Origin of the sequence: Sphingomonas sp. 1F27F7B, assembly GCF_005503355.1 — a bacterium.
Lineage (GTDB): Bacteria > Pseudomonadota > Alphaproteobacteria > Sphingomonadales > Sphingomonadaceae > Sphingomonas.
This window is the reverse complement of the sequence record NZ_SCMK01000015.1, coordinates 21,698-46,852: the sequence shown is the minus strand read 5'-3', so window position 1 is coordinate 46,852 and position 25,155 is coordinate 21,698. Positions and strand designations below refer to the sequence as shown.

25 protein-coding genes and 1 tRNA gene are annotated in these 25,155 nt (G+C 67.4%); 12 read left to right on the top strand and 14 right to left on the bottom strand.

Going from position 1 to position 25,155, the window contains the following annotated elements; genetic code table 11:
* Positions 1–11 precede the first annotated feature (11 nt).
* The 3 genes from FFS08_RS14755 to FFS08_RS14745 form a co-directional block, all read right to left on the bottom strand.
* The gene (locus FFS08_RS14755; protein ID WP_137862382.1) at positions 12–2,762 is read right to left on the bottom strand and encodes a [protein-PII] uridylyltransferase; all 2,751 of its coding nucleotides are present in this window, start codon (positions 2,760–2,762) and stop codon (positions 12–14) included.
* A gap of 63 nt (positions 2,763–2,825) precedes the next feature.
* Positions 2,826–3,635 carry a ferredoxin--NADP reductase gene (locus FFS08_RS14750; RefSeq protein WP_137862474.1) on the bottom strand — a complete coding sequence of 270 codons (810 nt, stop codon included), beginning with the start codon at positions 3,633–3,635 and terminating at the stop codon, positions 2,826–2,828.
* A 53-nt stretch (positions 3,636–3,688) separates the two neighbouring features.
* Complete coding sequence (locus tag FFS08_RS14745) at positions 3,689–4,123, bottom strand: hypothetical protein (protein WP_137862381.1); 435 nt, start codon at positions 4,121–4,123, stop codon at positions 3,689–3,691.
* Between the two features lie 318 nt (positions 4,124–4,441).
* On the opposite strand from FFS08_RS14745, the gene FFS08_RS14740 reads away from it, so the two are divergent.
* The 4 genes from FFS08_RS14740 to FFS08_RS14730 all read left to right on the top strand — a co-directional run bounded on the left by FFS08_RS14740 (position 4,442) and on the right by FFS08_RS14730 (position 6,432).
* Entirely contained in the window at positions 4,442–4,957 is a 516-nt protein-coding gene (locus tag FFS08_RS14740) for a helix-turn-helix domain-containing protein (RefSeq protein WP_137862380.1), read from the top strand.
* A 64-nt stretch (positions 4,958–5,021) separates the two neighbouring features.
* Complete coding sequence (locus tag FFS08_RS14735; RefSeq protein WP_137862379.1) at positions 5,022–5,378, top strand: hypothetical protein; 357 nt, start codon at positions 5,022–5,024, stop codon at positions 5,376–5,378.
* A gap of 17 nt (positions 5,379–5,395) precedes the next feature.
* Entirely contained in the window at positions 5,396–5,908 is a 513-nt protein-coding gene (locus FFS08_RS23540; RefSeq protein WP_171012620.1) for a hypothetical protein, read from the top strand.
* On the top strand, positions 5,848–6,432 hold the full coding sequence (locus FFS08_RS14730; RefSeq protein ID WP_171012619.1) for a JAB domain-containing protein: 585 nt from the start codon (positions 5,848–5,850) through the stop codon (positions 6,430–6,432). The genes FFS08_RS23540 and FFS08_RS14730 overlap by 61 nt, the downstream gene beginning before the upstream one ends.
* On the opposite strand, the gene FFS08_RS14725 is transcribed toward FFS08_RS14730, so the two are convergent.
* The 4 genes from FFS08_RS14725 to FFS08_RS14710 form a co-directional block, all read right to left on the bottom strand.
* Positions 6,379–6,597, bottom strand: coding sequence for a hypothetical protein (locus FFS08_RS14725; RefSeq protein WP_137862377.1), 219 nt, complete (start codon positions 6,595–6,597; stop codon positions 6,379–6,381). The genes FFS08_RS14730 and FFS08_RS14725 overlap by 54 nt on opposite strands.
* A 77-nt stretch (positions 6,598–6,674) precedes the next feature.
* A complete protein-coding gene (gene grpE / locus FFS08_RS14720) occupies positions 6,675–7,229 on the bottom strand; it encodes a nucleotide exchange factor GrpE (protein ID WP_137862376.1) in 555 nt (184 codons plus the stop codon).
* 10 nt (positions 7,230–7,239) lie between these two features.
* Positions 7,240–8,280 carry a heat-inducible transcriptional repressor HrcA gene (gene hrcA, locus FFS08_RS14715; protein WP_137862375.1) on the bottom strand — a complete coding sequence of 347 codons (1,041 nt, stop codon included), beginning with the start codon at positions 8,278–8,280 and terminating at the stop codon, positions 7,240–7,242.
* 81 nt (positions 8,281–8,361) lie between these two features.
* A complete protein-coding gene (locus FFS08_RS14710) occupies positions 8,362–8,865 on the bottom strand; it encodes a DUF6438 domain-containing protein (RefSeq protein ID WP_137862374.1) in 504 nt (167 codons plus the stop codon).
* Positions 8,866–8,958: 93 nt separating this feature from the next.
* On the opposite strand from FFS08_RS14710, the gene rph reads away from it, so the two are divergent.
* The 3 genes from rph (at position 8,959) to FFS08_RS23535 (ending at position 10,575) form a co-directional block, all read left to right on the top strand.
* Complete coding sequence (gene rph, locus FFS08_RS14705) at positions 8,959–9,672, top strand: ribonuclease PH (RefSeq protein ID WP_137862373.1); 714 nt, start codon at positions 8,959–8,961, stop codon at positions 9,670–9,672.
* The gene (rdgB, locus tag FFS08_RS14700) at positions 9,669–10,325 is read left to right on the top strand and encodes an RdgB/HAM1 family non-canonical purine NTP pyrophosphatase (RefSeq protein ID WP_137862372.1); all 657 of its coding nucleotides are present in this window, start codon (positions 9,669–9,671) and stop codon (positions 10,323–10,325) included. The genes rph and rdgB overlap by 4 nt, the downstream gene beginning before the upstream one ends.
* A gap of 91 nt (positions 10,326–10,416) precedes the next feature.
* Complete coding sequence (locus FFS08_RS23535; protein ID WP_171012618.1) at positions 10,417–10,575, top strand: hypothetical protein; 159 nt, start codon at positions 10,417–10,419, stop codon at positions 10,573–10,575.
* 79 nt (positions 10,576–10,654) lie between these two features.
* Here FFS08_RS23535 and FFS08_RS14695 read toward each other — a convergent pair.
* Positions 10,655–10,740: transfer RNA gene (locus FFS08_RS14695), tRNA-Tyr, on the bottom strand.
* Positions 10,741–10,863: 123 nt separating this feature from the next.
* Here FFS08_RS14695 and FFS08_RS14690 point away from each other — a divergent pair.
* From FFS08_RS14690 to FFS08_RS14680, 3 genes are read left to right on the top strand one after another with little or no spacing between them, the layout of a single operon-like run.
* Positions 10,864–12,489 (top strand): M20/M25/M40 family metallo-hydrolase, encoded by a 1,626-nt coding sequence (locus tag FFS08_RS14690; protein WP_137862371.1) that lies wholly within the window; start codon positions 10,864–10,866, stop codon positions 12,487–12,489.
* Positions 12,489–13,238, top strand: a complete 750-nt coding sequence (gene rlmB / locus FFS08_RS14685) for a 23S rRNA (guanosine(2251)-2'-O)-methyltransferase RlmB (RefSeq protein ID WP_137862370.1) — start codon at positions 12,489–12,491, stop codon at positions 13,236–13,238. Before FFS08_RS14690 ends, rlmB begins: the two co-directional genes overlap by 1 nt.
* A 16-nt stretch (positions 13,239–13,254) precedes the next feature.
* Positions 13,255–14,010: a hypothetical protein gene (locus FFS08_RS14680; protein ID WP_137862369.1), complete on the top strand. Its 756-nt coding sequence runs from the start codon at positions 13,255–13,257 to the stop codon at positions 14,008–14,010.
* A 34-nt stretch (positions 14,011–14,044) separates the two neighbouring features.
* Here FFS08_RS14680 and FFS08_RS14675 read toward each other — a convergent pair whose 3' ends face one another.
* Positions 14,045–14,362, bottom strand: a complete 318-nt coding sequence (locus tag FFS08_RS14675; protein WP_137862368.1) for a 2Fe-2S iron-sulfur cluster-binding protein — start codon at positions 14,360–14,362, stop codon at positions 14,045–14,047.
* Between the two features lie 63 nt (positions 14,363–14,425).
* Between FFS08_RS14675 and FFS08_RS14670 the strand changes: the two genes are divergently transcribed.
* Positions 14,426–15,049 carry a DNA-3-methyladenine glycosylase family protein gene (locus tag FFS08_RS14670; RefSeq protein WP_137862367.1) on the top strand — a complete coding sequence of 208 codons (624 nt, stop codon included), beginning with the start codon at positions 14,426–14,428 and terminating at the stop codon, positions 15,047–15,049.
* 34 nt (positions 15,050–15,083) lie between these two features.
* On the opposite strand, the gene FFS08_RS14665 is transcribed toward FFS08_RS14670, so the two are convergent.
* Both FFS08_RS14665 and FFS08_RS14660 read right to left on the bottom strand, forming a co-directional pair.
* Positions 15,084–15,971 (bottom strand): ROK family protein, encoded by an 888-nt coding sequence (locus FFS08_RS14665; RefSeq protein ID WP_137862366.1) that lies wholly within the window; start codon positions 15,969–15,971, stop codon positions 15,084–15,086.
* A gap of 130 nt (positions 15,972–16,101) precedes the next feature.
* Positions 16,102–19,248 (bottom strand): TonB-dependent receptor, encoded by a 3,147-nt coding sequence (locus tag FFS08_RS14660; protein ID WP_137862365.1) that lies wholly within the window; start codon positions 19,246–19,248, stop codon positions 16,102–16,104.
* Positions 19,249–19,561: 313 nt separating this feature from the next.
* Between FFS08_RS14660 and FFS08_RS14655 the strand changes: the two genes are divergently transcribed.
* A complete protein-coding gene (locus tag FFS08_RS14655) occupies positions 19,562–20,593 on the top strand; it encodes an aldo/keto reductase (protein WP_137862364.1) in 1,032 nt (343 codons plus the stop codon).
* A 45-nt stretch (positions 20,594–20,638) separates the two neighbouring features.
* Here FFS08_RS14655 and FFS08_RS14650 read toward each other — a convergent pair whose 3' ends face one another.
* Genes FFS08_RS14650 through FFS08_RS14640 form a run of 3 tightly spaced genes read right to left on the bottom strand, consistent with a single transcriptional unit; the run spans position 20,639 to position 25,073 of the window.
* Positions 20,639–21,874 (bottom strand): cytochrome P450, encoded by a 1,236-nt coding sequence (locus FFS08_RS14650; RefSeq protein WP_137862363.1) that lies wholly within the window; start codon positions 21,872–21,874, stop codon positions 20,639–20,641.
* Entirely contained in the window at positions 21,871–23,457 is a 1,587-nt protein-coding gene (locus FFS08_RS14645) for a Dyp-type peroxidase (protein ID WP_137862362.1), read from the bottom strand. Before FFS08_RS14645 ends, FFS08_RS14650 begins: the two co-directional genes overlap by 4 nt.
* Positions 23,439–25,073 (bottom strand): hypothetical protein, encoded by a 1,635-nt coding sequence (locus FFS08_RS14640; protein WP_137862361.1) that lies wholly within the window; start codon positions 25,071–25,073, stop codon positions 23,439–23,441. Before FFS08_RS14640 ends, FFS08_RS14645 begins: the two co-directional genes overlap by 19 nt.
* Between the last annotated feature and the right edge of the window lie 82 nt (positions 25,074–25,155).

Genomic DNA, 25,155 nt, shown 5'->3' with positions numbered 1-25,155 from the left:
ATTTCCTTCCATCAGGCGGCCTCCGCCACCGTTCCGTCGCCCGTGGCGGCCTCGAGCAGGCGACGCTCGATCGTCCTCAACCGGCTGCCGCTCTCGATCTTATCGCCGATCAGGTCGGTCAGATAGAAGGTATCGACCGCGCGCTCGCCATAGGTGGCGACATGCGCCGAATGGATCGTCACCTTCGACTGGAACAGCGCATAGGCGAGGTGACAGAGCAGGGCCGGCCGGTCTCGCGCGTTGATCTCGATCACGGTGAAGCGGTTCGAGGCATTGTTGTCGATCAGCACGTTCGGCTCGATCGCAAAGGCTTCGGCGCGAGCGCGGACCAGCGGCTTGGCCTTGAGCCGGTCCTGGAGCTTGGCGCGATTGGCCAGCGCATCGGCGATCGTCGCCTTGATCCGGTTGAGCCGCGCCTCCTCGTCGAACGGCCGCCCCAGCGGATCCTGGATCAGGAAATTGTCGAGCGCCATGCCGTCGCGGGTGGTGTGGATGCGCGCGTCGATGATGTTGCCGCCGGCGACATGGATCGCGCCTGCGATGCGATAGAACAGGCCGGGATGATCGGCGGCATAGACCGTCACCAGCGTCGCCCCGCGCTCCGGATAGACCTGCGCCTCGACCGAGAGCTGGGCGTCGCCCGCCGCGTCGATCTGGCGGGCATTGCGCTCGAGCACGTCCGCCGGCTCGGCGATCCAGTAGCTCTCGGTCATCCGCTTCCTGAACGCCGCCATCCGCGGCTCGTCCCAGCGGAGCAGCTGCGCGAGCTCCTCCTGCTTGGCGGCGATCCGCTCGGTCCGCCCGCGCTGCTTGTGGCCGAGGCGGAGCACTTCCTCGGTAGCGTCGTACAGGTCGGCGAGCAGCTGGCGCTTCCAGCCGTTCCACACGCCGGGCCCGACCGCGCGGATGTCGACGATGGTGAGCAGCAGCAGCATGCGCAGTCGCTCGGGGCTCTGCACCTGGCCGGCAAAGTCGAGGATCGTCTTGAAGTCGCTGAGGTCGCGCTTGAAGGCCGTGGCCGACATGATCAGGTGCCAGCGCACCAGCCAGGCCACCGTCTCGGTCTCGGCCGGGCTCATTCCCAGCCGCGGGCACAGCCGCCCGGCCACTTCGGCACCCAGGATCGAATGATCGCCGCCCCGGCCCTTGGCAATGTCGTGGAGCAGCACCGCGACATAGAGCGCCCGGCGCTGGGCAATCTGCTTGAAGATGCTGGTGCCGAGCGGATGGTCGTCCTTGAGCTCGCCCTTCTCGATCTGGTTGAGCAGCCCGATCGCCCGGATCGAATGCTCGTCCACCGTATAATGATGGTACATGTCGAACTGCATCTGCGCGACGACCCGGCCGAAATCCGGCACGAAGCGGCCGAACACGCCCGCCTCGTTCATCCAGCGCAGCACGGTCTCGGGGTTGCGCGGCGAAGTCAGCACGTCGAGGAACAGGGCGTTGGCGCGGGGATCGTCGCGCACCTCGTCCACCAGCTTCGCGTCGCGCGCAGCCGCACGCATGGCCAGCGGATGGACCTCTAGATTATGCAGGTCGGCGAGCTGGAACAGCTCGATCAGCCGCACCGGATCGCCTTGGAAGAAATCGTCGCGCGGCAGCGCCAGCCGGCCGCGATCGAGTGTGAAGCCCTTGAGCTTGCGCGGGCGGCGCCACAATGTCGGGAAGCCGAAGCGGCTGCCGCGCGCCGCGAACTTCTCGTCCAGGTGGGCGAGGAACACGCCAGTCAGGTCGCCGACCACCTTCGCCTGCAGAAAGTAGAAGCGCATGAACCGCTCGACCTTCGACATGCCCGGCCGGTCGGCATAACGCATCCGCTCGGCAATCTCGCGCTGGACGTCGAAGGTCAGCCGGTCCTCGGCGCGACCCGTGATCAGGTGGAGGTGGCAGCGCACGGCCCAGAGGAAATTCTCGGCCCGGCGGAACTGGCGGAATTCCAGCTTGGTGAGCAGCCCCTTCTCGACCAGCTCGGCCGGCTCGCGGACATTATAGGCGTATTTCCCGATCCAGAAGAGCGTGTGCAGGTCGCGCAGGCCGCCCTTGCCCTCCTTGACGTTGGGCTCCACCACATAGCGGCTGTCGCCCATCCGCTTGTGGCGAGCCTCGCGCTCGGCGAGCTTCTCGGCGATGAAGGTGCGCGCGGTATCGGCCTGGACCTCCGCCTTGAAGCGCGCTGCAGCCTCGTCGTAGAGCGCGGTGTCACCCCAGACATAGCGGGCCTCGAGCAGGGCGGTGCGCACCGTCACATCGGCCTTGGACTGGCGCACCATCTCGTCGAGCGAGCGCGACGAATGGCCGACCTTCAGCTGCATGTCCCACAGCGAATAGAGCATCGATTCGATCACCTGCTCGCACCAGCCGGTGACCTTCCACGGGGCGATGAAGCCGATGTCGATGTCCGAATGCGGCGCCATCTCGCCGCGGCCGTAACCGCCGACCGCGATCAGCACCATGCGCTCGGCGGCGCTGGGATTGGGATTGGGATGGAGCCGCTCGGTGGTGAAGTCCCAGAGCAGGCGGAGCAGCTGGTCGATCAGGAACGCGCCCGACGCGGCGATCTCGTGCCCGCGCGAAGGATGCTCGGCCAGCCGCCGGGCAATCTCGGCACGGCCGGCATCGAGCGCGGCCTTGAGCTCCTTCGTCCCCGCCGCACGCAGCTTGGCGCCATCCCGGGCCTGGAGCGCCTGGAGTCGCTCGGCGACGCCGCGCCGATCGATCAGCGCGCGGCGGTTGGGAACGTGATCGAAGCGAGCGGACATGGAATGGAAATAGGGGCTCGGGCCGCGCACGTCACGTGCAAAGCCCGGAAGCCCCCGTTTCCGTCACCCGACGAACGCGCGCTCCAGCACGAAGCTGCCCGGATTGGCGTTCGAGCCCTCGGTGAAGCCATGGCCTTCGAGCATGTGCGCGAAATCCTTGATCATCGCGTTCGAGCCGCAGAGCATGATCCGGTCGGTCTCGGGGTTGAGCGCGCGGTCGCCCACCACCGGCGGCTGGAACAGCCAGCCATTCTCGATCAGCTGGCCGATCCGCCCCGTGGTACGGAACGGCTCGCGCGTGACCGTGGCGATATAATGGAACTGGAGCAGCGCCTGGTCCGCCACCAGCGGATCGCTCGCCAGCTGCGCGGTCAGCTCGTCATGATAGGCCAGGTCGCTCACCCGGCGAGTCGAATGGACGATCACCACCTGGCTGAACCGGTCATAGATGTCGGGATCGCGCGCCAGGCTCAGGAACGGCGCGAGGCCGGTACCGGTGGCGAGCATGAAGAGGCGCTTGCCGGGCAGCAGCGCGTCGGCGACGAGCGTGCCGGTCGGCTTCTTGCCGAGATACACCTGATCGCCCGGACGGACGAGCTGCAGGCGCGAGGTCAGCGGACCGTCCTCGACCTTGATCGACAGGAACTCGATCTCGTCCGACCAGGTCGGGCTGGCGATCGAATAGGCGCGCATCAGCGGCTTGCCGTCGACTTCGAGCCCGATCATCACGAACTCGCCCGCGCGGAAACGGAAGCTCGCGGGACGCTCGATCGCGAAGCTGAACAAATGCTCGTTCCAGTGCTTCACCCAGCGGACGGCGCACGTCTGGAACGCGGCGTGGTCGGGGAGGACGATCGGGGGGCGGGCATGCATATTCACGAGGCGGCTCTTTCCAAATCCGGGATTCACTTCAACGTAATTTTACTTCAACGCGCCAAAGCGACAGCTATCCGCGCAACCGCCACGGAAAGGGGAAGGCGCGCTTCGGGTTTCACGATCTGCTCGATGACCGCGTCGACGCGCGGCTGCGCGCCGGCGCGTGCTAGCGCATGCAGCGAAAGGAGCAAGGCCTCGTCATCGCCTATTTCCGCGGCAAAGGGCGGTTTGAAGCGAAGTCGGGACAGTGATTCGCGCTCGAGCAGCAGCATCGCCATGTTGAGATCGGGAAGCATTCCGGCCAGCCCCTGCCCCCGCAGCACCGGCCCCAGCGCCGAGCAGGGGCAGCGCCCGGCACGCATGCACGCCACCCATTGCCGCATCGAGGAGAGCAGCAACCGGTCGATCGGCGTCACTTCGGCGGCGTAGCGATCCAGGAACTGGTACAAAGGCATCCCCATGCCCCGGGGGAAGAATCCGGGCATGCGGATCGCCTTAGCGTTTGATGCGAATGATTAGCAATAGCGTATTTCGCTCGGCACGCGAGAAGCGCACCCTCTCCGCGGTCGGCGCGCCGTCATGCGCCGCACGGCACGCGGCAGGTGCTTCCGCTTCCCGCGCCGCCCGAATGCTTAAGCAGTTGATGGAAACCCCGTCCGGGTGCGATGACGGACATGTCTGACAACAGGGGATCGGATAGAGGCGATGCTTCGGGAGTGGGGCGATCTTGTGCCGCCGGATGGAGGGCCCCGGGCCTTCGGGCCGGATTGCCGGCGCGCGATCGCGCGCATCGCGGGCGCTGCATGAACGAGCTGCCGGCCGGACTCACCGCCGAGCAGGCCGAGGTATTGCGCCTCGTCCAGCAGAACCTCTCTTCCAAGGAGATCGCCCGCCTGCTCGGAATCTCGAAATCGGCGATCGACCAGCGGCTGGACCGTGCGCGCCAGGTGCTCGGTGCTTCCTCTCGGCGCGAGGCCGCGCGCATCTTCGCCGGGCTGGAAGCGGGATATGATCGAATCACACGTGACCCGGCGGCGCTTGTCTATCCGGCCACGGCCACGGCATTTCCCTCGGCGGCGGACAGAAACGACATGCCCGTCCAGCGGGTCCAGGCGACGCGGAGCGCGTTCGACATGGAGCCGGGGGTCGGACATGTCAGCCTGCGCCAGCTGTTGAAGGGGGTACGGCCAAATGATCTCACTACCGCACAGCGGTTCATCCTCACGCTGCTGCTCGCCATCGGCGTGCCGATGCTGCTCGGCGGATTGAGCATGCTGCTCTACGGCGTCGTCGCCATAGGCCGCCTCTTCCTCCGCTAGCCCTCGCCAAACCCAATGTCGCAACAACCTGCGCGGGCCCTGCCGCGCCGGGAAAGGAAAACGCATGTCCAATCTCCCGCATATCGACGCCATCACCATCGTGGCCAAGGCCACCATTGCCGGCGAGCAGGCTTCGGACGCCGCATTGCGCAACCTCGCGGACCTGGTGAGCGCGACCACGACCCAGGCCGAGGCGATCCAGCTCCCGCCCCACGCCACCCAGCCCACGCTCGACCATCTGCGCACCGCAATGATCGCCGCGTTCGACAGCCGCCGCGCGGTGGTCATGGCCCATCAGGAGCTCGGCGCGCTCGCGCAGCGGCTCGGCGCATCGCCGGAATCCTTCGGCGATCTCTGGCCGTGCCCGCGCTTTCCCACCGGCGCCACCGAACAGGCTCCGCGCCTGCGTGCCGCCGCGTAACGCCTTGACCCCGCCACATGGGACGGGCAGCCGTCCATCCCATGTGGCACGTCACAGTCTTTCTGATCCTGCTTGTCGCGAGCGTCGGCTATGCCTTCTGGCGTGGCGGCATCCCCGAGAGGATCGGAGCGGCGGTTGTGCTGGGAGGCACGCTCGCGTCGGTTTTCGCCGTGTCCGGCGCGCATGCGCGCTGGCTCAATCTGGAAACCGGCCTGCTGATCGTCGACGCGACGATGCTGGCCGTGATTCTGATCCTCGTCGTCCGGGCTAACCGTTTATGGCCGATTCCCATGGCCGCGTTGCTGATCGTTCAGGTCGCGGGACATTTTCTCAAGACCCTCGATCCGCAAATCTATCCGTTCCTCTATTGGCTGACCAGCAGCCTGTGGAGCTATCTGGTCGTCGGCATCCTGATCGTGGCGACCTACAATCATCGCCGACGCCTGAAGAAGCACGGGCAGGACGCCTCGTGGAATGCCTCATCGCCCCGCTCCTCGGCGAACGATCGGGCGATCTCGCGCGAGCCCTGATCGCGTCGCACGGTTCGCTCGCCGCGGTGCTGAACGCGGACGAGACGCTGCTGGGCGAGGAGCTGGACGGCGACGCGCGTGCCGCGGCGCTGCTCGCCGCCGTGCGGGAAGTCCATCTGTCCCTGCTGCGCGAACCCATCCGGGACCGCGAGATCGTTGGCAACTATGCCGATCTCATCGCCTATCTGCACGCGGACCTGGCGCACAAGCGCACCGAGCAGGTTCGCATCCTCTTCCTCAGTTCGGCCAACCGCCTGCTGCGCGACGAGATCGTCAGCGAAGGCTGCCTCGATGAAGCGCCGCTCTATGTGCGGGACATCCTCCGCCGCGCCCTGCAGGTGGGCGCGGGCGCGATCATCGTCGTGCACAACCACCCTTCAGGCGATGCGACGCCCAGCAAGGCCGATATCGACATTACCCGACAGTTGATCGAGGCGGGCAGGACGCTCGGCGTCCTCGTGCACGATCATCTAGTCGTTGGCGGCAGCGGGGTCGTCAGCATGCGGAATCTCGGGCTCATCTGAACGCCAGACCCAACGGCCCTGACGGACACGCTGCGGTGGCTGCGCGATCAGATCATGCCCGTGCTGAAGATAGGTCGCGGCGATGTCGAACCCCGCTTTGTCACAGATCTCGATGGCCTCGGCGGCCAGGCGCCGGGCGCGGGCGCGCGCATCTTCGTTGGACATGGGCGGAAAATATCTTCGCACCGGCGCAGGGTAAAGGACGTACCCCCACAATCGCTACCGTTACGGATGATTCCCGCTCAGTCCGCCTTCTTCGCAACCCCCACCAGCGCGGGACGGAGCAGCCGGTCGCGGATCATGTAGCCCGCCTGGATCTCCTGAACGATCGTGCCCGGCTCGGCATCGGCGCTCGGCATTTCCATCATCGCCTGGTGGCGATTGGGGTCGAGCACCTCGCCCAGTGCGACGATCTTCGAGATGCCGTGGCGCGCAAAGACCGAATCGAGCTCGCGGCCAGTCGCCTCGAGCCCGGTCACCAGGCCCTTGAGCTTGTCGTCATCCTTCAGCTCGGCCGGGATCGCGGCCAGTGCGCGCGAGAGATTGTCGGCCACCGAGAGCACGTCGCGCGCGAAACCAGTCGCGGCATAGGTCTTGGCGTCCTGCGCTTCCTTCTCGGCGCGGCGGCGGACATTCTGCGTCTCGGCCTGAGCATACATCACTGCCGACTTCGCCTCGGCGAGCTGCGCCTCGAGTTCCGCGACGCGGTCCTGCTCCGCCACTTCGGGCGCGCCCTCGGCGGTTTCCGCACGCAGCGTCGTGTCTTCCGTGTCCGTCACCTTCGATTCTTCCGTCATATTTCCCTGTTCAGGTCAGCAATCGGGCCAAAGTGGCCGCCGTGAAATCCACCATGGGGACGACTCGCGCATAGTTCAACCGCGTCGGGCCGATCACCCCCACCACGCCGACCACCCGTCCGTCCAGCGCCCGCACCGGCTTGGCGATCACCGACGAGCCGGACAAGGCGAACAGCTTGTTCTCCGATCCGATGAAGATGCGCGTCGCTTCGCCCTCGCGCGCCGAATCGAGCAGCCGGGCGATCTCCTCCTGCCCTTCGAGCTCATCGAGCAGCCGGCTGACCTTGTCGAGATCCTCCGTCGCCGCGGTGTCGATCAGCCGCGCCTGTCCCCGCACGATCAGCACCGGGCGGCGCCCGCCATCCTCGCTCCACACCGCCAGCCCGCGTGCGACCAGCGCCGCCGCCGCGCTGTCGAGCGCCGCGCGCTGCTGGCCGAGCTCGCGCTCCACCCTGGCGCGCGCCTGGCTGAGGGTGAGGCCGCCAAAGGTGCCGGTAAGATAATTCGCCGCGCGCTGCAGCGCCGCGGGGTCCATGCCGGGCAGCTCGACGACGCGGTTCTCGACCGAGCCGTCCTCGCCCACCAGGACCGCCAGCGCCCGATCGCGACTCAGCGGCACGAAGCCGAACTGGCGGAGCACGGGCTCGGCCTTGGGCACCAGCACCAGCCCCGCACAGGCCGACAGGCCGGAAAGCGCCGCGGTGGTGGCGGCCAGCGCCTCTTCCACCGGCCCGCGCTCGGCGGCGTTGCGCTCGATCGCCGCACGCTCCTCGAACGAGGGCTCGTTCGCCTGCATCATGCCATCGACGAACAGGCGCAGGCCCGTCTCGGTCGGCATCCGGCCGGCGCTGGTGTGCGGCGCGGCCAGCAGGCCCAGCTCCTCCAGATCCTGCATCACGTTGCGGATCGACGCGGGCGAGAGGTTGAGCCCCGAGATCTGCGCGATCGTCCGCGACCCCACCGGCGCGCCGGTATCGATATACGATTCGACCACCATGCGGAACACGTCGCGCGCACGGTCGGTCAGCTCGTGAATCGGCGGGGTGGTCATGGAGCCTATGTAGCGCGGACAACCGGCGCGCCAACCTCTGCCGTCACCCCGGCCCTGCGCCGGGGCGACGAAGGATGGCTCTCAAGGCCGCTCGCCGATCAGGGCCTGGATCGGCAGCGCCTCCACAGCGTCGCCAAGCGCCTGGCCGAGCGCGCGGTTCTTCTCCGCCCGGCAGCCATAATAGTAATGGAGCCCCTGGCTGTCGCCGATCGCGCGCGTCCAGGTGACATCGACGCTGGGCATGTCGGTCGCCGCCGGCTCGCAATTCTTCTCGCCCGGCGCATAGCGGACCTGCCCGCTCTCCGGCCGATAGGGCGCCAGCTTTGCGGCGAAGGCGTCATATTGCGCGCGGCTGAGCTTGAACGCCCGCTCGCCAGTCACTGCGGTGAAGCGCTTGCCCTCGAACACGCCGCTGCCGTCGGGGCGGACGGTGACGGCGTAGATCGGGCAGCGGCCGAAACAGGCGCCGGTCTCGTAACGGATCGAATCGCTTTCGATCGGCACCGGCCTGCCCGGTCCGCCGCTCGGCTTGACGCAGCCCGCCAGCGCCAGCGTGCCGAGCCCGATGATCAAGAGCCTGCGCATTTCCCTGTTCCTCCACGGATCGCCCGCCGAGACTGGCGCGTTCCGACCGTTACGTCTACGTGCCGGGACAAACCTTGCAGGAGACTGAAGCAGATGCGCCCTTCCGGCCGCGCCCCCGACGAGATGCGTGCGATCACGATCGAGCCCCATTTCACCCGCCACGCCGAGGGTTCGGTGCTGATCAGCTTCGGCGACACCCGCGTGCTCGTCACCGCCAGCGTCGAGGAGCGGCTGCCGCCCTGGCTCAAGGGCAAGGGCGAGGGCTGGGTCACCGCCGAGTACGGCATGCTCCCCCGCGCCACGCACACTCGCGGCCAGCGCGAGGCGGCCAAGGGCAAGCAATCCGGCCGCACCCAGGAAATCCAGCGCCTGATCGGCCGCAGCCTGCGCGCCGTCACCGACCTGAAGCTGCTCGGCGAGCGCCAGATCACGCTCGATTGCGACGTGATCCAGGCGGATGGCGGCACCCGCACCGCGGCGATCTCGGGCGCGTTCGTCGCGCTGCGCATCGCCGTGAACAAGCTGATGGCGGCGGGGCTGATCAAGGAAGACCCGATCACCGCCCAGGTCGCCGCCGTCTCCTGCGGCATCTACAAGGGTATTCCCGTGCTCGACCTCGACTATGACGAGGACAGCGCGGCCGATGCCGACGCGAATTTCGTCCTGCTTTCCAACGGCAACATCGCCGAAGCACAGGCGACTGCCGAAGGCGCGACCTATGACGAGGAGGGGCTGCTCCGCCTGCTCCGCCTCGCGCGGATCGGCTGCAACCAGATCTTCGAAGCACAGCAGAAGGCAATCGGATGACCGGCGAAGGCGAGATCTCCAAGGACGTCGGCCCCCAGGCAATCCGCAAGCTGAAGCCGGGCAGGCTGGTGATCGCCAGCCACAATGCCGGCAAGGTGCGCGAGATCCGCGAGCTGCTCGGTCCCTATGGGATCGAGCCGGTCTCGGCGGCCGAGCTGGACCTGCCCGAGCCTGAGGAGACGGGCACCACCTTCGTCGCCAATGCCGAGCTGAAGGCGCTGCAGGCGGCGGACCTTTCCGGCCTGCCCGCGCTCGCCGACGATTCGGGGCTCTGCGTCGAAGCGCTGAACAACGAACCCGGCATCTTCTCCGCGCGCTGGGCGGGGGAGAGCAAGGATTTCGGCTTCGCCATGCGGCGCGTCGAGGACCGGCTCGCGGCGCTGCCGCCCGAGACCGGCCGCGACGCGCATTTCGTCTGCGCCCTCGCCCTTGCCTGGCCCGACGGGCATGTCGAATGGTTCGAAGGCCGAGTCGACGGCACGCTCGTCTGGCCGCCGCGCGGCGATCGCGGCTTCGGCTATGATCCGATGTTCGTGCCCGTCGGCCATGCGCAGAGCTTCGGCGAGATGGAGCCATCGGCGAAGCATGCGATGAGCCACCGCGCCGATGCCTTCCGCCAGCTCGTTGCCGCGGTGCTCGACCAGGAAAGGTGATTCGCGCCGCGTTAAGGATTTATTTCCCGCAACCTCGAACCCAAAGTTAAGTTATGATCCTTGCAATTAGAGCCAAGCGAGGGGTCGCAGAATGGGTTCGTTCCGCCAGCTGGCGACGATGATACGGCACGTCCACGAGACACATGTCCACGGCATCGCCGAAGAGGATGCGGAGGCGTTCCTGCCCGCGCAGGACGAAGCCGGCACCGATGAAGAACGGCTGGCCGAGACCGAGGACCTGCAAGCCTGATTGCCGGGGAAGGCTGAACCTCCGCGCCGTCTCCCCGTCCTGTCGAAGGCCCCCGGGGCAGAGCCTCTCCGGGGGAAGGTGGTGGACAGGGCTGGATTCGAACCAGCGTACGCTTGCACGGGCAGATTTACAGTCTGCTGCCTTTAACCACTCGGCCACCTGTCCATGGCGCCGTTCGGCGAGAGGGGGCCCATTGCCGAAGCCCCGCGTCCCTGTCAACGCCTTGCGCACAGTCTTTGTGCGGCATAGCGTCCGCCGTTTCCATGCAGATACTCCCCGGGGGCCCCCATGCGCCGATTTTCCTTCGCCATCGCCACGCTGCTCGCCGCTGCCGCCACGGCGCCGCTCGCCATTGCCAAGGGGCCTGACGGCCCCGGCGTGCCGGTCGACCGGATCGTCGACCAGGGCACGAACCACAGCGAGGTGATGCGCATCGCCCAGTATCTCACCGACGTGATCGGCGCGCGCCTCACCAACTCCCCTCCCATGCGCCAGGCGGAGGACTGGACTCAGGCCAAGTTCCGCGAATGGGGCCTCACCAACGTCCACAAGGAAGGTTTCGAGTTCGGCCGCGGCTGGTCGGCGAAGAACGCCAGCGTGAAGATGATCGCCCCGCGCCCGCTCACGCTGGTCGCCGCGCCACTCGCCTGGACACCCGGCACGGGCGGCCCGATCACCGGCCAGGTCGTGCTCGCGCCGATGGCCGACGAAGCGGCACTCGCCCAGTACAAGGGCAAGCTCCAGGGCAAGATCGCACTGATCAGCGAGCCCGCGGACATCACCGACGCCACCGATCCCGATTTCAGGCGCTATGGCGACGCCGATCTCGACAGGGCCGACACCTTCCAGCTGCCCAACGGCCCCGCCACCGCCAACCGCCGGCCGAACAGCGCCAGCCGCCTGGCCTTCGCCGCCAAGCGCGACGCATTCCTGAAGACGGAGGGCGCGATCGGCTATGCAACCATGTCGACTCGCAACGGCAAGCTGGTGCACGGCCAGAACAGCCAGTTCCAGGTCGGCGCCACACCCCCGCTGCCGGGCTTCGAGATCGCCGCGGAGGATTATCGCCGTCTCGCCCGGCTCGCCAAGATGGGCATCGCCCCCAGCGTCGAGCTCAACAGCGACGTCATCTATGACGACAGCGACACCAAGGCCTACAACATCGTCGCCGACATCCCCGGCACCGATGCCAAGGCCGGCTATGTGATGGCCGGCGCCCATATGGACAGCTGGGCGATGGGCGACGGCGCGGCGGACAACGCCGCAGGCGTCTCGATGGTGATGGAGGCCGCGCGCATCATCAAGGCATCGGGCATCAAGACCCGGCGCGCGATCCGCTTCGCGCTATGGTCGGGCGAGGAGCAGGGCCTGCTCGGCTCGATGGCCTATGTCGAGAACCACATCGCCAGCCGGCCGGTCGATCCGTCGCTGTCCGGCGTCGGCCGCTACATGGGCTGGAGCAAGGCCTTCCCGATCAAGCCCGGTGCCGACCACGCCAAGCTCGCCGCCTATTTCAACCTCGACAACGGCTCGGGCAGGATTCGCGGCATCTATACCCAGGGCAACACCGCGGTGGTGCCGATCTTCCGCGAATGGCTGGCCCCGTTCAACTCGTTCGGCGCGACCAAGGTGGCGACCGGGCGCACCGGCAGCACCGATCACGTGTTCTTCGACGCAGTCGGCATCCCGGCCTTCCAGTTCATCCAGGATCCGCTCGACTATGGCTCGAACGTCCACCACACCGATGTCGACACCTTCGACCATCTGAAGTCCGAGGACATGCGCCAGGGCGCGATCATCCTCGCAGCCTTCCTCGTCAACGCGGCCAACGCGCCTGAGCCGCTGCCGCGCGTGCCGATGGCGACCGAACCAAAGCCGTCGGACGAATTCTACGCGGCGCCGGGAGCGCATTGATGGCCAAGCGCGGACACCGGCCCAGCCAGGCATCGTCGAACCGCCCCCGTTTCTATGGGCGGCACGCGGTGCTGGCGGCGCTCGACAATCCCGAGCGCAACGTGCGCAAGATCTGGGGCACGCACGAGGCGCTCGCCGGGCTCGACATTCCGTCGACGATCCCGGTCACCTTCGCCAACGCTGCCGACCTCGGCCGGCTGGTGCCCGGCGACGCGCCGCATCAAGGCCTGGTCGCCGAAGTCGATCCGCTCGAGGAGATGTGGCTGGCCGACCTGCTCGCCCAGGGCGCGGACGACAATCGCCCGCTGCTCGTGCTCGACCAGGTGACCGATCCGCACAATGTCGGCGCGATCCTGCGCTCGGCAGCGGCGTTCGACGCGCTCGGCATCGTCACTCAGGACCGGCATGCCCCGTCCGAGACGGGCACGCTCGCCCGCTCGGCAGCCGGCACGCTGGAAGTCGTGCCCTGGTGCCGCGTGGTGAATCTCGCCCGCGCGCTCGAGGAGATCGCCGAGGCGGGCTTCTGGCGCATCGGCCTGACCGGCCATGCCCAGGGCACGCTTGCCCAGGTGATGGGCGGTCAGCGCAAGATCGCCCTGGTGCTCGGCGCCGAGGGCGAAGGCATGCGCCAGAACACCGAGGCGCATTGCGACGAGCTTGCGAAGCTGCCCATCTCGGATAAGGTCGAGAGCCTCAATGTTTCCAATGCCGCGGCGATCGCCCTCTATGCGGTGACCACCCGCGACTGAACGCAGAGGGGGCCTCATGCTGCATCGACTGAAGGCCGTGGCATTCGCGCTGGCGGCGCCGCTGATGCTCGCCAGCTGCCTGTTCGTGCCGGGCAAGTTCGAATCCGCGCTCACCATCCATGCCGATCGCAGCTTCACCTTCGCCTATGTCGGCGAAGTGATGGCTGTCGATCTGCAGGGCTTCATGGGCAAGGCGATGCAGATGGGCATGGCGGAGGCCGCCAAGGAGAAATCGGGCAAGAAGGGCAAGACGCCGGAGAAGGAACCGGACTTCACGCTCACGCCCGAGGAAAAGGCGAGGCAGGACGAGAATTTCCGCAAGCTCGCGACCGAGATTGCCAGGGAAACCGGCTATCGCAGCGTCGAATATCGCGGCAACGGCATGTTCTGGATCGATTACCGGATCTCCGGCACGCTCGATCACAGCTTCGTGTTTCCCTACAATCCCGACAATCAGATGATCATGCCGTGGATCGCAGTGGAGTTGCGCGGCAAGGACCTGATCCGCGTCAAGGCGCCGGGCTATGTCCGGATGAGCAGTGGCAGCGGCATGAGCGACATGAGCGCGCTGACGACGACGCCGGGCGGCATGGGCGAGGCCTTTTCGCGCCTCCAGGGCCTCTTCACGCTCACCACCGATGCCGAACTGGTCAGCCAGAACAACGAGGAAGGCGCGGTGACCATCGGCAAGGACAAGACAATCACCTGGAAGACCGACCCCAGGACCGGCGACGCCCCGATGGCGTCGATCCGGGTGCGGGCGATGAACTAAGCTCCCTCTCTCCGGAGAGAGGGAGGGGAAATGCTCAATCCTCTTCGGCGATCCGCACGCGGAGCCCGTCGAGATCCGGCCCGAACGGAATCTGGCACGACAGCCGCGAAGTCTCGTCGCGGTCGCCCGCGCTGTCGAGCAGGTCATCCTCATCCATGCTCATCTTCGGCAGTTTGGCCGCAAATTCCGGATCGACATGGACATGGCAGGTCGCGCAGGAGCAGCAACCGCCGCACAGCGCGAGCAACTCGTCAAAGCCGTTCTCGCGGATCACTTCCATCACGCTCAGGCCCGCTTCGCCCATGACCTCGCGCTCTTCACCACTCCTGGTCACGACGATAAGCTTGGGCATGAGATTCTCCTGTTCCGGCTCCGTCCATGCCGCCGAAAACGGCGCTTCGCAAGGCGGGCGCGCATGGGCCTGACCGCCGATCAGCTCAAGGCGTCGCTCGATGCGCTGGCGGACCGCGAGCCGCTGATCGCCGCGGCGATCGGGCGCGTGGGCTACCCCCCGCCCCGCATCCGCGACCGCGGCCATGAGACGCTGCTGCGCACGATCGTCGGCCAGCAGGTGAGCGTCGCCGCCGCCCAATCGATCTGGAACAGGATGGCCGCGCAATTGGGCGCGCTGACCGATCCCGCCACCATCTTCCGCGCCAGCGACGAAGACCTGCGCGCCGCCGGCCTCTCGCGCCAGAAAGTGGCCTATGCGCGCAGCCTGGCCGAGGAAGTGATCAGCGGGCGGCTCGATTTCGCGCATCTGGCCGAGGATGACGAGGAAGCGATCGCCGAGCTCGTCCGGATCAAGGGCATCGGCCGCTGGTCCGCCGAGATCTATCTGCTCTTCGCCGAGGGGCGCCCCGATATCTGGCCCGCAGGCGACCTGGCGGTGCAGATCGAAGTCGGCCGGATCATGGGCCATGCCGAGCGGCCGAGCGAGAAGCTGACCCGCGCGATCGCCGAGGCCTGGCGCCCGCACCGCGGCGCCGCGGCGGTGCTGGCCTGGCACCATTATAATTCGGACATGGAAGTGATCTGAGGCGCGATCACGCCGCTTGGCCCCGCGGGCGCGGCTATGCCGTCGCCCCCAGCCCCACCGCGATCGCGCCGAGCGGCCCCGCCATCGTCCCCAGCCCGGGCGGGCCGAGCCGGTCGTCGATCGCCTCCGCCCATTCGGCAAGCGCGCCATAGCCGCCCAGGCTCTCGACCAGCCGCGCGCGCAGCCTGGGGAACAGATAGGGCCGCGCAGCCGTCACGCCGCCCCCGATCGCGATCCGCTCGGGCGCGGCAGTGACGACCAGATTGTGGAGCATGCCGGCCAGGTCGTGGACGAACAGATCCCATGCGGGCGCATCGTCGGGCAGCCGGTCGCCCGGCATGCCGAAGCGTTCGGCGAGCGCCGGGCCGGCGATCAGGCCCTCCAGGCAATCGCCATGGAAGCGGCACCAGCCCGGATAGCTGTCGCCCGGCGCGCGCGGCAGGCGCATGTGCCCCGCCTCGCCATGCGCCCATCCCATCACCGGCCTGCCGCCGGTCACCAGGCCCACGCCCACGCCGGTGCCGATGGTGATATAGGCATGGGCAGCCATGCCCTGGGCGGCGCCCCAGCGTCCCTCCGCCAGTGCGGCGCCTTCCACATCGGTCTGGAAGCCGATCGGCTTGCCATAGCGCGCCTTGAGCCGGCCGATCAGATCGGTGCCGCTCCATCCGGGCTTGGTCGTCGCGGTGATCGTGCCGAAATCGGCGCGCGCCGGATCGAGGCCCACCGGCCCGAAGCTCGCCACGCCGATCGCGTCGACGGTCCAGCGATCGAGCACCGCTTCGAGCGCCGCCAGGGTCGCCTGCGGATCGGTGGTGGGCACGGTCACCCGGTCGCGCACGTCGTCCGGCCCGGTCGCCAGCAGCGCCACGCACTTGGTGCCGCCCAGCTCGATGCCCGCGATCAGCTTGGTCTCAGTCATGCCGCCCGTTAACTCGGTTCCGCGAGAGAAAAAAGAGGCCGCCCGAAGGCGGCCGCGGTCCCCTGGAAAATGGTTCGGCAGTGACGGCCGGTGAAAGGCCGGCCGCCACTCCCCCTTTGCCGAGAGGCCCCTAGAACCGGCCCCGCAGCCCGACCATGACCTGCCGGCCCGGATCGTAGAGCGTGAAGGCGGCATTGCTGAACTGGAAGTAGCTGCGCTGCTTCTCCCGAGTGAGGTTGATCACGTCGAGCGTCAGCTCCGGCCCCCATTTCAGATCGAACACCTTGGCGAAGTCGAGGCTCGCCGACATGTCGAACTGCTGATAGTCGTTCGAATAGAGCCGGGCGAGCGCGATGCCGTTCTGGTTCGCGTCCGACGACACCGAGCCGCGCTGGAAGGTGGTCGACAGCCGGATGTTGATGCCGCCCTGCTCGTAATAGCCGGTGATGTTGTAGGTCACCGGCGACACGCCCACCGCGACCGCCGGGGCGGCGCCCGAGCCGGTCTGGTCGATCAGCGTCAGGTTCGCGTTGAAGCCGAACCCGTTCAGTCCGATCTTGCCGAGCAGGAAATCGAGCGGCTGCACCCAGTTCACTTCGAGGCCATTGACCTTTAGCGTGCCGGTCGCGTTGACTTGCTGGTTCAGCACCACGGTGGCGCTGTTCGGGCCGCCGCGCGAGTTGATCGCGATCTGCTGGGTCGGCGTCAGCGTGTCATAGGTCACGCCATAAGTGGCCAGCGCCGTGAAGGGCACCGTCACCGTGCCGGTGGTGGTGAAACCGGTCACTGCCTTGCGGAAGGCAGTGAAGCCGACATAGCCTTCCTTGCCGGTATAATATTCGAAGCCCAGGTCGATATTGGTCGAGAGATAGGGCTGGAGCGACGGATTGCCGACCGAGCCGACATCGGCCGAGGGCGTCGAGAAGTTGAGGCCCGGCAGCATCGTGTTGGGATTGGGCCGAGTCATCGTCCGCGACACCGCGGCGCGAACCACGGCGGCATCGCCGATGTGGAAGGCACCGCTCACCGCGGGGAGCCAATTGTCATATTTGGCGTCGGTATAGACGAAGTTGGTGATGTTCGGATAGCAGCTGCCGTCGCGCGGATTGCCGGGGCCGGGGCAAGCCGCGGGCAGCGGGCCGGGGCCGTCCGGATCCTGCGAGTTGCGCGGATCCGAGATCGAGACGCGGCCGCCGATCCGCTGGTCGGTGCGCACATAGCGAACGCCGGCATTGTAGTTGAGGTGGTTGTTGTCGCCGATCTGCAGATCGCCATTCACTTCGGCATAGGCGCCGAGCACCTTCTCGCGGACATAGCCGCCGCTGGCGCCGGTGTTCGACGAGCCTGCCTCGGGCGCGGCGTTGTGGAACGCATCATAGTTGGACGCCGCCTTGAACGCGTTCCAGTCCACCGTGACGAAGCCGGACGAGGTCGGGCGCAGCAGCCCGGGGAGCTGCGCGTTCGAGATCAGCGAGCCGCCATAGGTCACCCCGCCGCTCGCGCCGGAGGTGTAGCCGGTGCCATAGGCGGGATAGGTCGGATAGCCGGCCGGCGCCGCGCCCGGCTGGACCAGGCCGTTGCACGGCGGCTGGGTGTTGGGCGAAGGCAGGAACACGCTCGGGCGGTTGCCGCACACCGCGTTCTGCCAGGCCTGGCTGTTGTCGAAGGCGCTGATGCGCCGCGACGTGTCGTCATAGGCGGCGCCGACCTTGAGGTTGAAGGCGTTGTCGCCCCAGGTCAGATTGCCGCGAATGCCCTTGGTCTCGGTCTGGCGCTTCTCGTCCTGGATGTTCACCCGCCCGCCCGGCCAGGCGAAGTTGGCGGGATTGTTCAGGTCGATGTTCGTCGTGATCGACGGCACGTCGCCACCGGTGTTGTCGTAATTCACCACCACGCCCGAATTGGGCGCGGTGAGCACCACCACGCTCGGCGATTCGCGATGGAAGCTCGACCAGGTGTAGTTGGCAGCGACATCGACCTTCAGCTTGTCGGCGATCTCCCAGTCGAAACCGGGATTGACGCCCCAGAATTTGGTCTTCTCGAGGAAGGGGCGATATTCGAGGAACCACTGGGCATTGGCATAGGTGCCCTTGGTGACCACGCAGCCGGTGGTGCAATCGCTGCGGTCGTACGTCGTGTTGAGCGGGATCGCGGCGCCGTTGCGGCCGACCCAGTTCATGTCGACGCGCTGGAGCTGGTTGTCCTTCCAGCCATACATGCCGTCGACATAGGCGTGGAACCGGTCGCCCTTATATTCCAGGCTGGCGATCGCGTTGATCCGGTCCTTGGTGCCTTCCTCGAACATCCTGCGGCCCAGGCGCGGGATGATCCCGTTGTCGATCTGCGAGATCGTCGCGCCCGGATTGCGCGCAAGCAGGAAAGCCTGGTCGATCGTGGTGCCGGTGACCAGGCCCGCGCCCGAATTGGCAGGCACCGTTCCCGGGATCGTCCAGTTGCCGCCGCCCGTGGGATTGCAGCCGCTGGTCGCGCCGCACTGGGCGGCGGACAGGTTCGGATTGGTCCAGCCGATTGTCTCGAAGCCGGTGGTGCGGACCTTGTTGTGCACGCCGGCGACGCCGAGCAGCACGCCGAAATCGCCCATCGTGGTGCTGGCGAGCAGCGAGCCGCGATAGCCCCAGTCCTTGGCATTGGTGTTCTTGGTCAGCTGCGCGCCATAGGTGACGCGCGTGCCCGCGCGGTCGAACGGCCGGGCGCTGCGCATGTTGACCGTGCCGGCGGCGCCGCCCTCCAACTGGTCGGCGATGCCGCTCTTGTTCACCGTCAGCGACGTGAACAGTTCGGTCGGGAACATGTCGAGATCGACTTCGCGGTTGGTGTTCTGCGAATCGGTGCGCCCGGTCGAGGCGACCGCCACCGGCGCGCCGTTCAGCAGCACGCGCGTGAAGTTGGTGCCCAGGCCGCGGATCGTGACGTTGAGGCCCTCGCCCGTCACTTCGCGGGCGATGGTCACGCCCGGAATGCGATTGAAGCTCTCGGCGATGTTGGTGTCCGGGAACTTGCCGATATCCTCGGCGAAGATCGAATCGGTGAAGCCCACCGAATTCTTCTTGGCGTTGGTCGAGCTCTGCAGCGACGCGCGATACCCGGTGACGACGATCGACTGCTCCGCTTCCGGGACGCTCTGGTCCTGGGCGGCGGCCGGCGTATCGCTGGCCTGGGTCTGGGCGAGCGAGGGCCAGGCCGTGCCGGCGAGCAACGCGGCGCCGATCACTCCCAGGCGACGCGCGGTGAAACGGGACGCAACTCGAGCGTGCATATTCCCCTCCTGTGAAGGCCTCTTCCCGGGCCATTGAGCCAATCGCGCGGATCGCGATGTTAGCGGTCACATTTGGCTATGCCGCGTCTGCGATACTGTCAACTCATACATTTGCATCAGGTTAGTTTGACGCGAGAACAAACACTTACCCAGGCACGGCAAGGGAATTGCCGCGCCGCACCATATTGTATGAGTTTATTGACACCGTTGCCAGCGCCCGACTCAGGCCGATTTTCCTGGCATCGGGGCATTGCGGCGATGCCCTCCGGACCACATCTGCGGGGCCTGCCCCCCTCGCTCCCAAGGGTATCCCATGCGCTACAACCAGCTCGGCCGCTCGGGCCTGATCGTCTCGGAACTCTGCCTTGGCACCATGACCTTTGGCGGCGATGGCGGCTTGTGGGGCCGGATCGGCCAGCTGCAGCAGGACGAAGCCGACGGTCTGGTCAAGGCCGCGCTCGATGCCGGCATCAATTTCTTCGACACCGCGAACATCTATGCCGAGGGCCGCTCGGAACGGATCCTCGGCCAGGCGCTCGGCAACCTGGGCGTGGCGCGCGACGAAGTGGTGGTCGCCACCAAGGTGCTCGGCCGCATGCATGACGGGCCCAACGGCGCCGGCGCGTCGCGCGGCCACATCCTGGCCCAGGTCGAGAAGAGCCTGGAGCGGCTCGGCACCGGCCATATCGACCTCTACCAGATCCATGGCTTCGATACCGTGACGCCGATCGAGGAAACGCTCTATGCGCTCGACAGCCTGGTGCGGCGCGGGACGGTGCGGTACATCGGCCTCTCCAACTGGGCAGCGTGGCAAGTGATGAAGGCAGTCGGCATCGCCGCGGCCAGGGACTATGCCGCGATCGCCTCGCTCCAGGCCTATTACACGATCGCCGGGCGCGACCTGGAGCGCGAGGTGATTCCGATGCTCGAATCCGAAGGCCTGGGCCTGATGGTTTGGAGCCCGCTGGCCGGCGGCTTCCTTTCGGGCAAATATACGCGCGAAGGCGATGGCGAAGGGCGCCGCGCCGGATTCGACTTTCCGCCGGTGGACAAGGCGCGCGGCCATGACGTGGTCGACGTGCTGCGCGAACTGGCCGAGGCCAGGGGGCGCTCGGTCGCCCAGCTGGCGCTGGCCTGGCTGCTCCATCAACGCGCAGTCTCCAGCGTCATCATCGGCGCCAAGCGGCCCGAGCAGTTGGCCGACAATCTCGGCGCGGTGGACATCGAATTCAGCCCTGAGGAACTCGCCCGGCTCGATGCGGTGAGCAAGCTGCCGGCGGAATATCCCGGCTGGATGCTCGAGCGCCAGGGCGGCTATCGCGGCGGCCCATCGTCGCGGCGGTGACTTCCCTGCTCCCTCTCCCGCAAGCGGGAGGGAGAGAGGGGGACGCTAGTCGAATGCCAGGGTCAGCGACTCCGCGAAGGGACCGTTTTTGAGCAGCCGCCCGGCGCTGCCCGGCGCCCGCCGCAGATTCGCGCGCTTCAACAAGGGCTTGAGCATCATGTGCAACGTCGCCCGGTTGATGTGGCGGCCGAAGCATTGGTGCAGGTCATAGCCGAAATGGATATAGTCGCTCGCCGGACGATGCGGGTCGAAGCGAGCCGGATCGGTCAGCCGGCGCGGGTCCATCATCGCCGAGGCGAAAGCCGCGAGCACCGTGTCGCCCGCCCTCACTCCGGTCTCATGCGCCGTGCCGCGCGCGATCACGCCATCGACCAGCACGTTGCGCGGCAGCCCCGGCGCCAGCGGATCGAAGCGCATCGCTTCCTGGACATAGCCCCAGAGCAAGTCGTCGTCCCCAGACCGCGCCGCCGCCTGCGCTCCGGCCAGCGCAGCGGGCCGGCGCAGCAACTGCTCCATCGCCTGGGGCACGACCATCGGCGGCTGGGGGGGCCCGCCGACGATGAAGCCCATCAGGTTGGTGCGGATCTCCACATCGGAGAAGCCCGGTACACCCTTCTTCTGCTGGGCGAGGCAACGCGACAGCACATCGTCCTTGCCCGGCACTGCCTTCCGCTTCGCGATCTCGCTGTCGATATGCGCGCGCAGCGCCGGGGCGATCTGGTCGACTTCCGCACGCAGCGCCGAATCGCCCTTGGGATCGGCGAACTGGAACTCGAACAGCCGCGTGCCCCACACCCGCAGATCGCCCCCCGCCGGATCGGGCACGCCGAAATAATCGCCGAGCACGCTGAAGGTCACGCGCCGGACCAGCGTATCGACCATTTCGATCCGCCCCGGCGCCGCCGCGACGATCGCCTCGGCCATCGCCTCCGCCTTCTGCGCCAGCCCGGGCAAGTCGCCCGGGCGCACCACCGTGCGCATCGCATCGGTGTCGCGGTGATAGAGCGGCGTGTCGGCCATGCCGAGGAAGAAGGGCTCGCCGCCCATGATCACGTCGAGCTTGGGCGCATAGGGCACACCGAACACCGGATCGGTGGCGAACACCTCGCGCACATCGTCATGGCGCGAAGTCAGCACCATGCCGCCGAACTTCGCCACCGGCTTCCAGCGCCGCAGGAAAGCAAAGGCATAGGGCATCAGCGCGAACACCCGCTCCTCGATCCAGCGCGCGATCCCCCTCTTGCCGGGGCGCAGCACCGCGCGCGAGGCGAGCGCGTTCACAGCGAGCCCAGATAGTCGAGCGCCGGCATGCTCGGCAGGAAGAAATATTCGCCGCCCGCCATCTGCACGAAGGTCTCGACTTCGATGATCCGCCGCAGCGGATCCTCGGGGATCGTCATCGTGCCCTTGGGCCCGATCAGCGGATCGGTCTCGTCATAGAGCGTGGCGAAATTCGGGTTGAGCACCCAGGTCTGCTGGACGAACTCGAACTGGCGCGTGATATCGGTGTTGAGGCAGATGAACAGCAGCCCGCGATCGACATCGTCGGGCGTCGGCGGCACGCTGATCGTCTTGCCATATTTGCGGCCGCGGCGAAGGATACGGTGGTTGTTCGCCGCGTCGAGCAGCGTCTGCCTGTCCGCCTCGACCGGGGCCAGCCCGTCACGCGGATTGGCGCGGCGGACATGGCTGCCCAGCGGACAGCCCATGCCGTGGCGATCCCGGTCCCAGAAGCCGAAATCATTGTCCGCCACCGGGATCGTCCCGCCCATCGGGCACAGGAGATTGCCATGGGTGTCGCGCCCCACCACGCGCTCGGCGAGCCAGGTGGTGGTGACATGCGCCGAGCCCTCGGGATCGCGCTCGCGAATGTGCCGGGCGGCGGCGCGCATCGATTCCCAGAACGCATAGACGTCCTGCTTGAGCTCGCGCACCACCATGTAGCTGCCGTTCCGCCCCAGATCGCGGAAGCCCACGCCCTTGGGATGCGGGGGCAGCCCGGCAGTGTCGCCGGCCCCGTCCGCAACCACCGGCCCCTGTGCGATCTCGTTATGCCCGTTGAGATGCCCCATCAGCACCTCGCCCAGCGGCACGCCGTTCCAGTAATCCTTGGGCACGTCGCCGCCGTCGCGATAGACGACGCTGCCAGGCTCGAACGGGATCGGCTGCGAGATGCCGTCGGCGAAGCCGAAATGCTCGCGGGCGATGCCCTGCGGATCGAGCCGCAGGTCGAGCGGCAGGCGATGGGCAACCTTCACTTCAAAGGGTTCGAGCGCCCTGCTCACCTCTTCGCACCAGGCCTCGGCCGCCTCGTCATGCTCGCAATAGAGCAGCAGCAGCGCATGGACGGTCAGCGGCGTCTTCACTCGCTGCTCGGGATTCTCCGGCCGATCGTCGAAGGCGCGCGCCTCGTCGTCCGCCGCGGCGGCGTCGAGCGGGGTGTTGCCGCTCCATTTCGGCCCGCCGGGGATCACCGTCCCCTGCCAATCGTCGCCGCGCCGATCACCCAGCCGGCGCAGCCGATCCTCCTGGAACATGCCTTCCTTGAACGGGCGATCGAACGAGGCGAGCGCATTGGCGCCCAGCCCCATCTTCCGCAGCCCCGACCAGGTGAAGCCCATCGCCGCCGCCCGCGGATCGGGCTTCTCGGCGTCGGTCACCCGCGCCACCTTGCGCAACGCCTCCAGCCAGGCGCCGCCGCCCTGCTTCTTCACGCCTTTCCAGCCCAGTTCGAGGAACAGCGCGCGGCCGGTGGGCAGCGCCGCGAAGCCGCTCACCACCAGTCCTTGGGTCTGCGCATTGTCCGGCGCGGCGAGGTGCCAGCTCCGCGTGCCGCCGCCCTCGCTCACAGGTCGTTGATCCACGCCGCGGCCTCCTTCTCGCTGAGCTGCTTCTTCCTCAGGCCACAGGCGATGCGGTAGTTCCGCTCCACCTGCTCCGCGGTGAGGTCCTTGTAGGCCGAATACCAGAAGCGGCTGACCGCCATCGAATGGCGCGCCCATTCCTTGAACTGGCGGCCATGGCTGGCGCCGTCCTTCACCAGGAAGCGCGTCGGCGGGAAGCCCACCCCGCAGCTCCAGGCCAAAGTGAGGCCGGCATGCGCCTTCTCGATGAAATCGTCGAGATAGCTTTCCCAGGTCTGGTCGAAGTTCGAGAAGAACATCAGCCGGCTGTTGTTGTTCACCCGCGCCCAGTGCGCGAAATGGATCGTCCGCATCGAGCCCAGATAGCCCTGGCGCGTCTTGGGCAGCACGCGCAGCAGCAAATGAAGGCCGCGATGCCCCATGCGGATGATCACGGTGCGCAGCACGCCCGGCTTGATCAGCACCACCGAGCCCATGTGGTTCTGCGGAATCCAGTCCTCACGCCGCGCCATCTCGCGCAGCATCCAGGGATCGACCGGCGGCGCGTCCTGCGAGGCGTCGCGCCGCTCGAGCCAGCGCAGCCAGACCAGCACGCCCGCCACCACCACCGCGACGCTGCCCGCGCTCCACCCGGCCCAGATCGCCATATCCTTCCACGCCGCCCAGAACGGCTTGTGCGCGAGCGCCGACCAGAAGGGCGCGGCGAGCAGGGCCGCGACCGCGACATAGGCCGCCGCCGCAACCGCCACCGGCACCAGCAGCTTCTTGAGGAAGAAGCCGAGAAAGCTGAACCGGGTCGGCGTCGCCGTGCCGGGCAGCGCCTTGCCCATCCGGTAGAGCAGGCCGGTGAACAGCGCGAACAGCGCCAGGCAGAGCAGCACATAATGCTGCCAGGCGAGCTGGCTCTTCAGGATCAGCCCGGGGATGGACAGCGCGAACACCAGCGCCAGCGCGAACAGGGCGAGCCGGGCATAGTCGCCGATGCTCTGCGCCAGCGGAATGCGCGCGGGCGCCTTCTGGCCGAGCCAGCCGAATTGCGGGAGCAGCGCGGCGCGCAGCCGGGCATGAATCTCCACGGGCGTGAGCTTGCGATAGGGGCTCGGCCCGCCATCGTTGCTGTATGCCAGCTCGGCGCGGGTGGCGAGGAACAGCTTGCCCTCTGCCAGAATGCGGTCGCGCGTCATGCCGCGATTGCCGTGATGGAACACGGTGGGCGTGAGCGTCCGCGCCTCCAGATAGGGGGCGATCGGGGCGCGGCCATCCGGCGCCGTCACTGCGTCGAACAGCGGGCCGGTATGATCGAGCGGGCGCTTGCAGCAGCGCAGGAAGCTCCGCAGGTCCGGCCCGATCGCGGCTTCCAGCTGCGCCCAGAAGGGCCCGGGCGCACCGTCGAAATTCGCCTCGATCACGAAGAGCGGATCATAGTCGAAGCCCGGGAACACGCTGAGCGACAGGAAGTGCACGGCCGGCACCGTCGTCAGGAAATCGGCATAGGGGCCCGTGCCCCCCGACGGGTTCTGGCTGCGGCGGTCGCGCAGCGCGTCGAGCAGGCCCGACAGATGGTCGAAGCTCTCCGGCTTCACTTCCAATGCCACCGATAGCGTGGTTTGCCGCATCCGCGTCCGCCCCCTCAAACGTGCATCGTTTGTAGGCACGGCATTTCCAACAATAATAGGAAATATTCGACTTCCCGCCGAA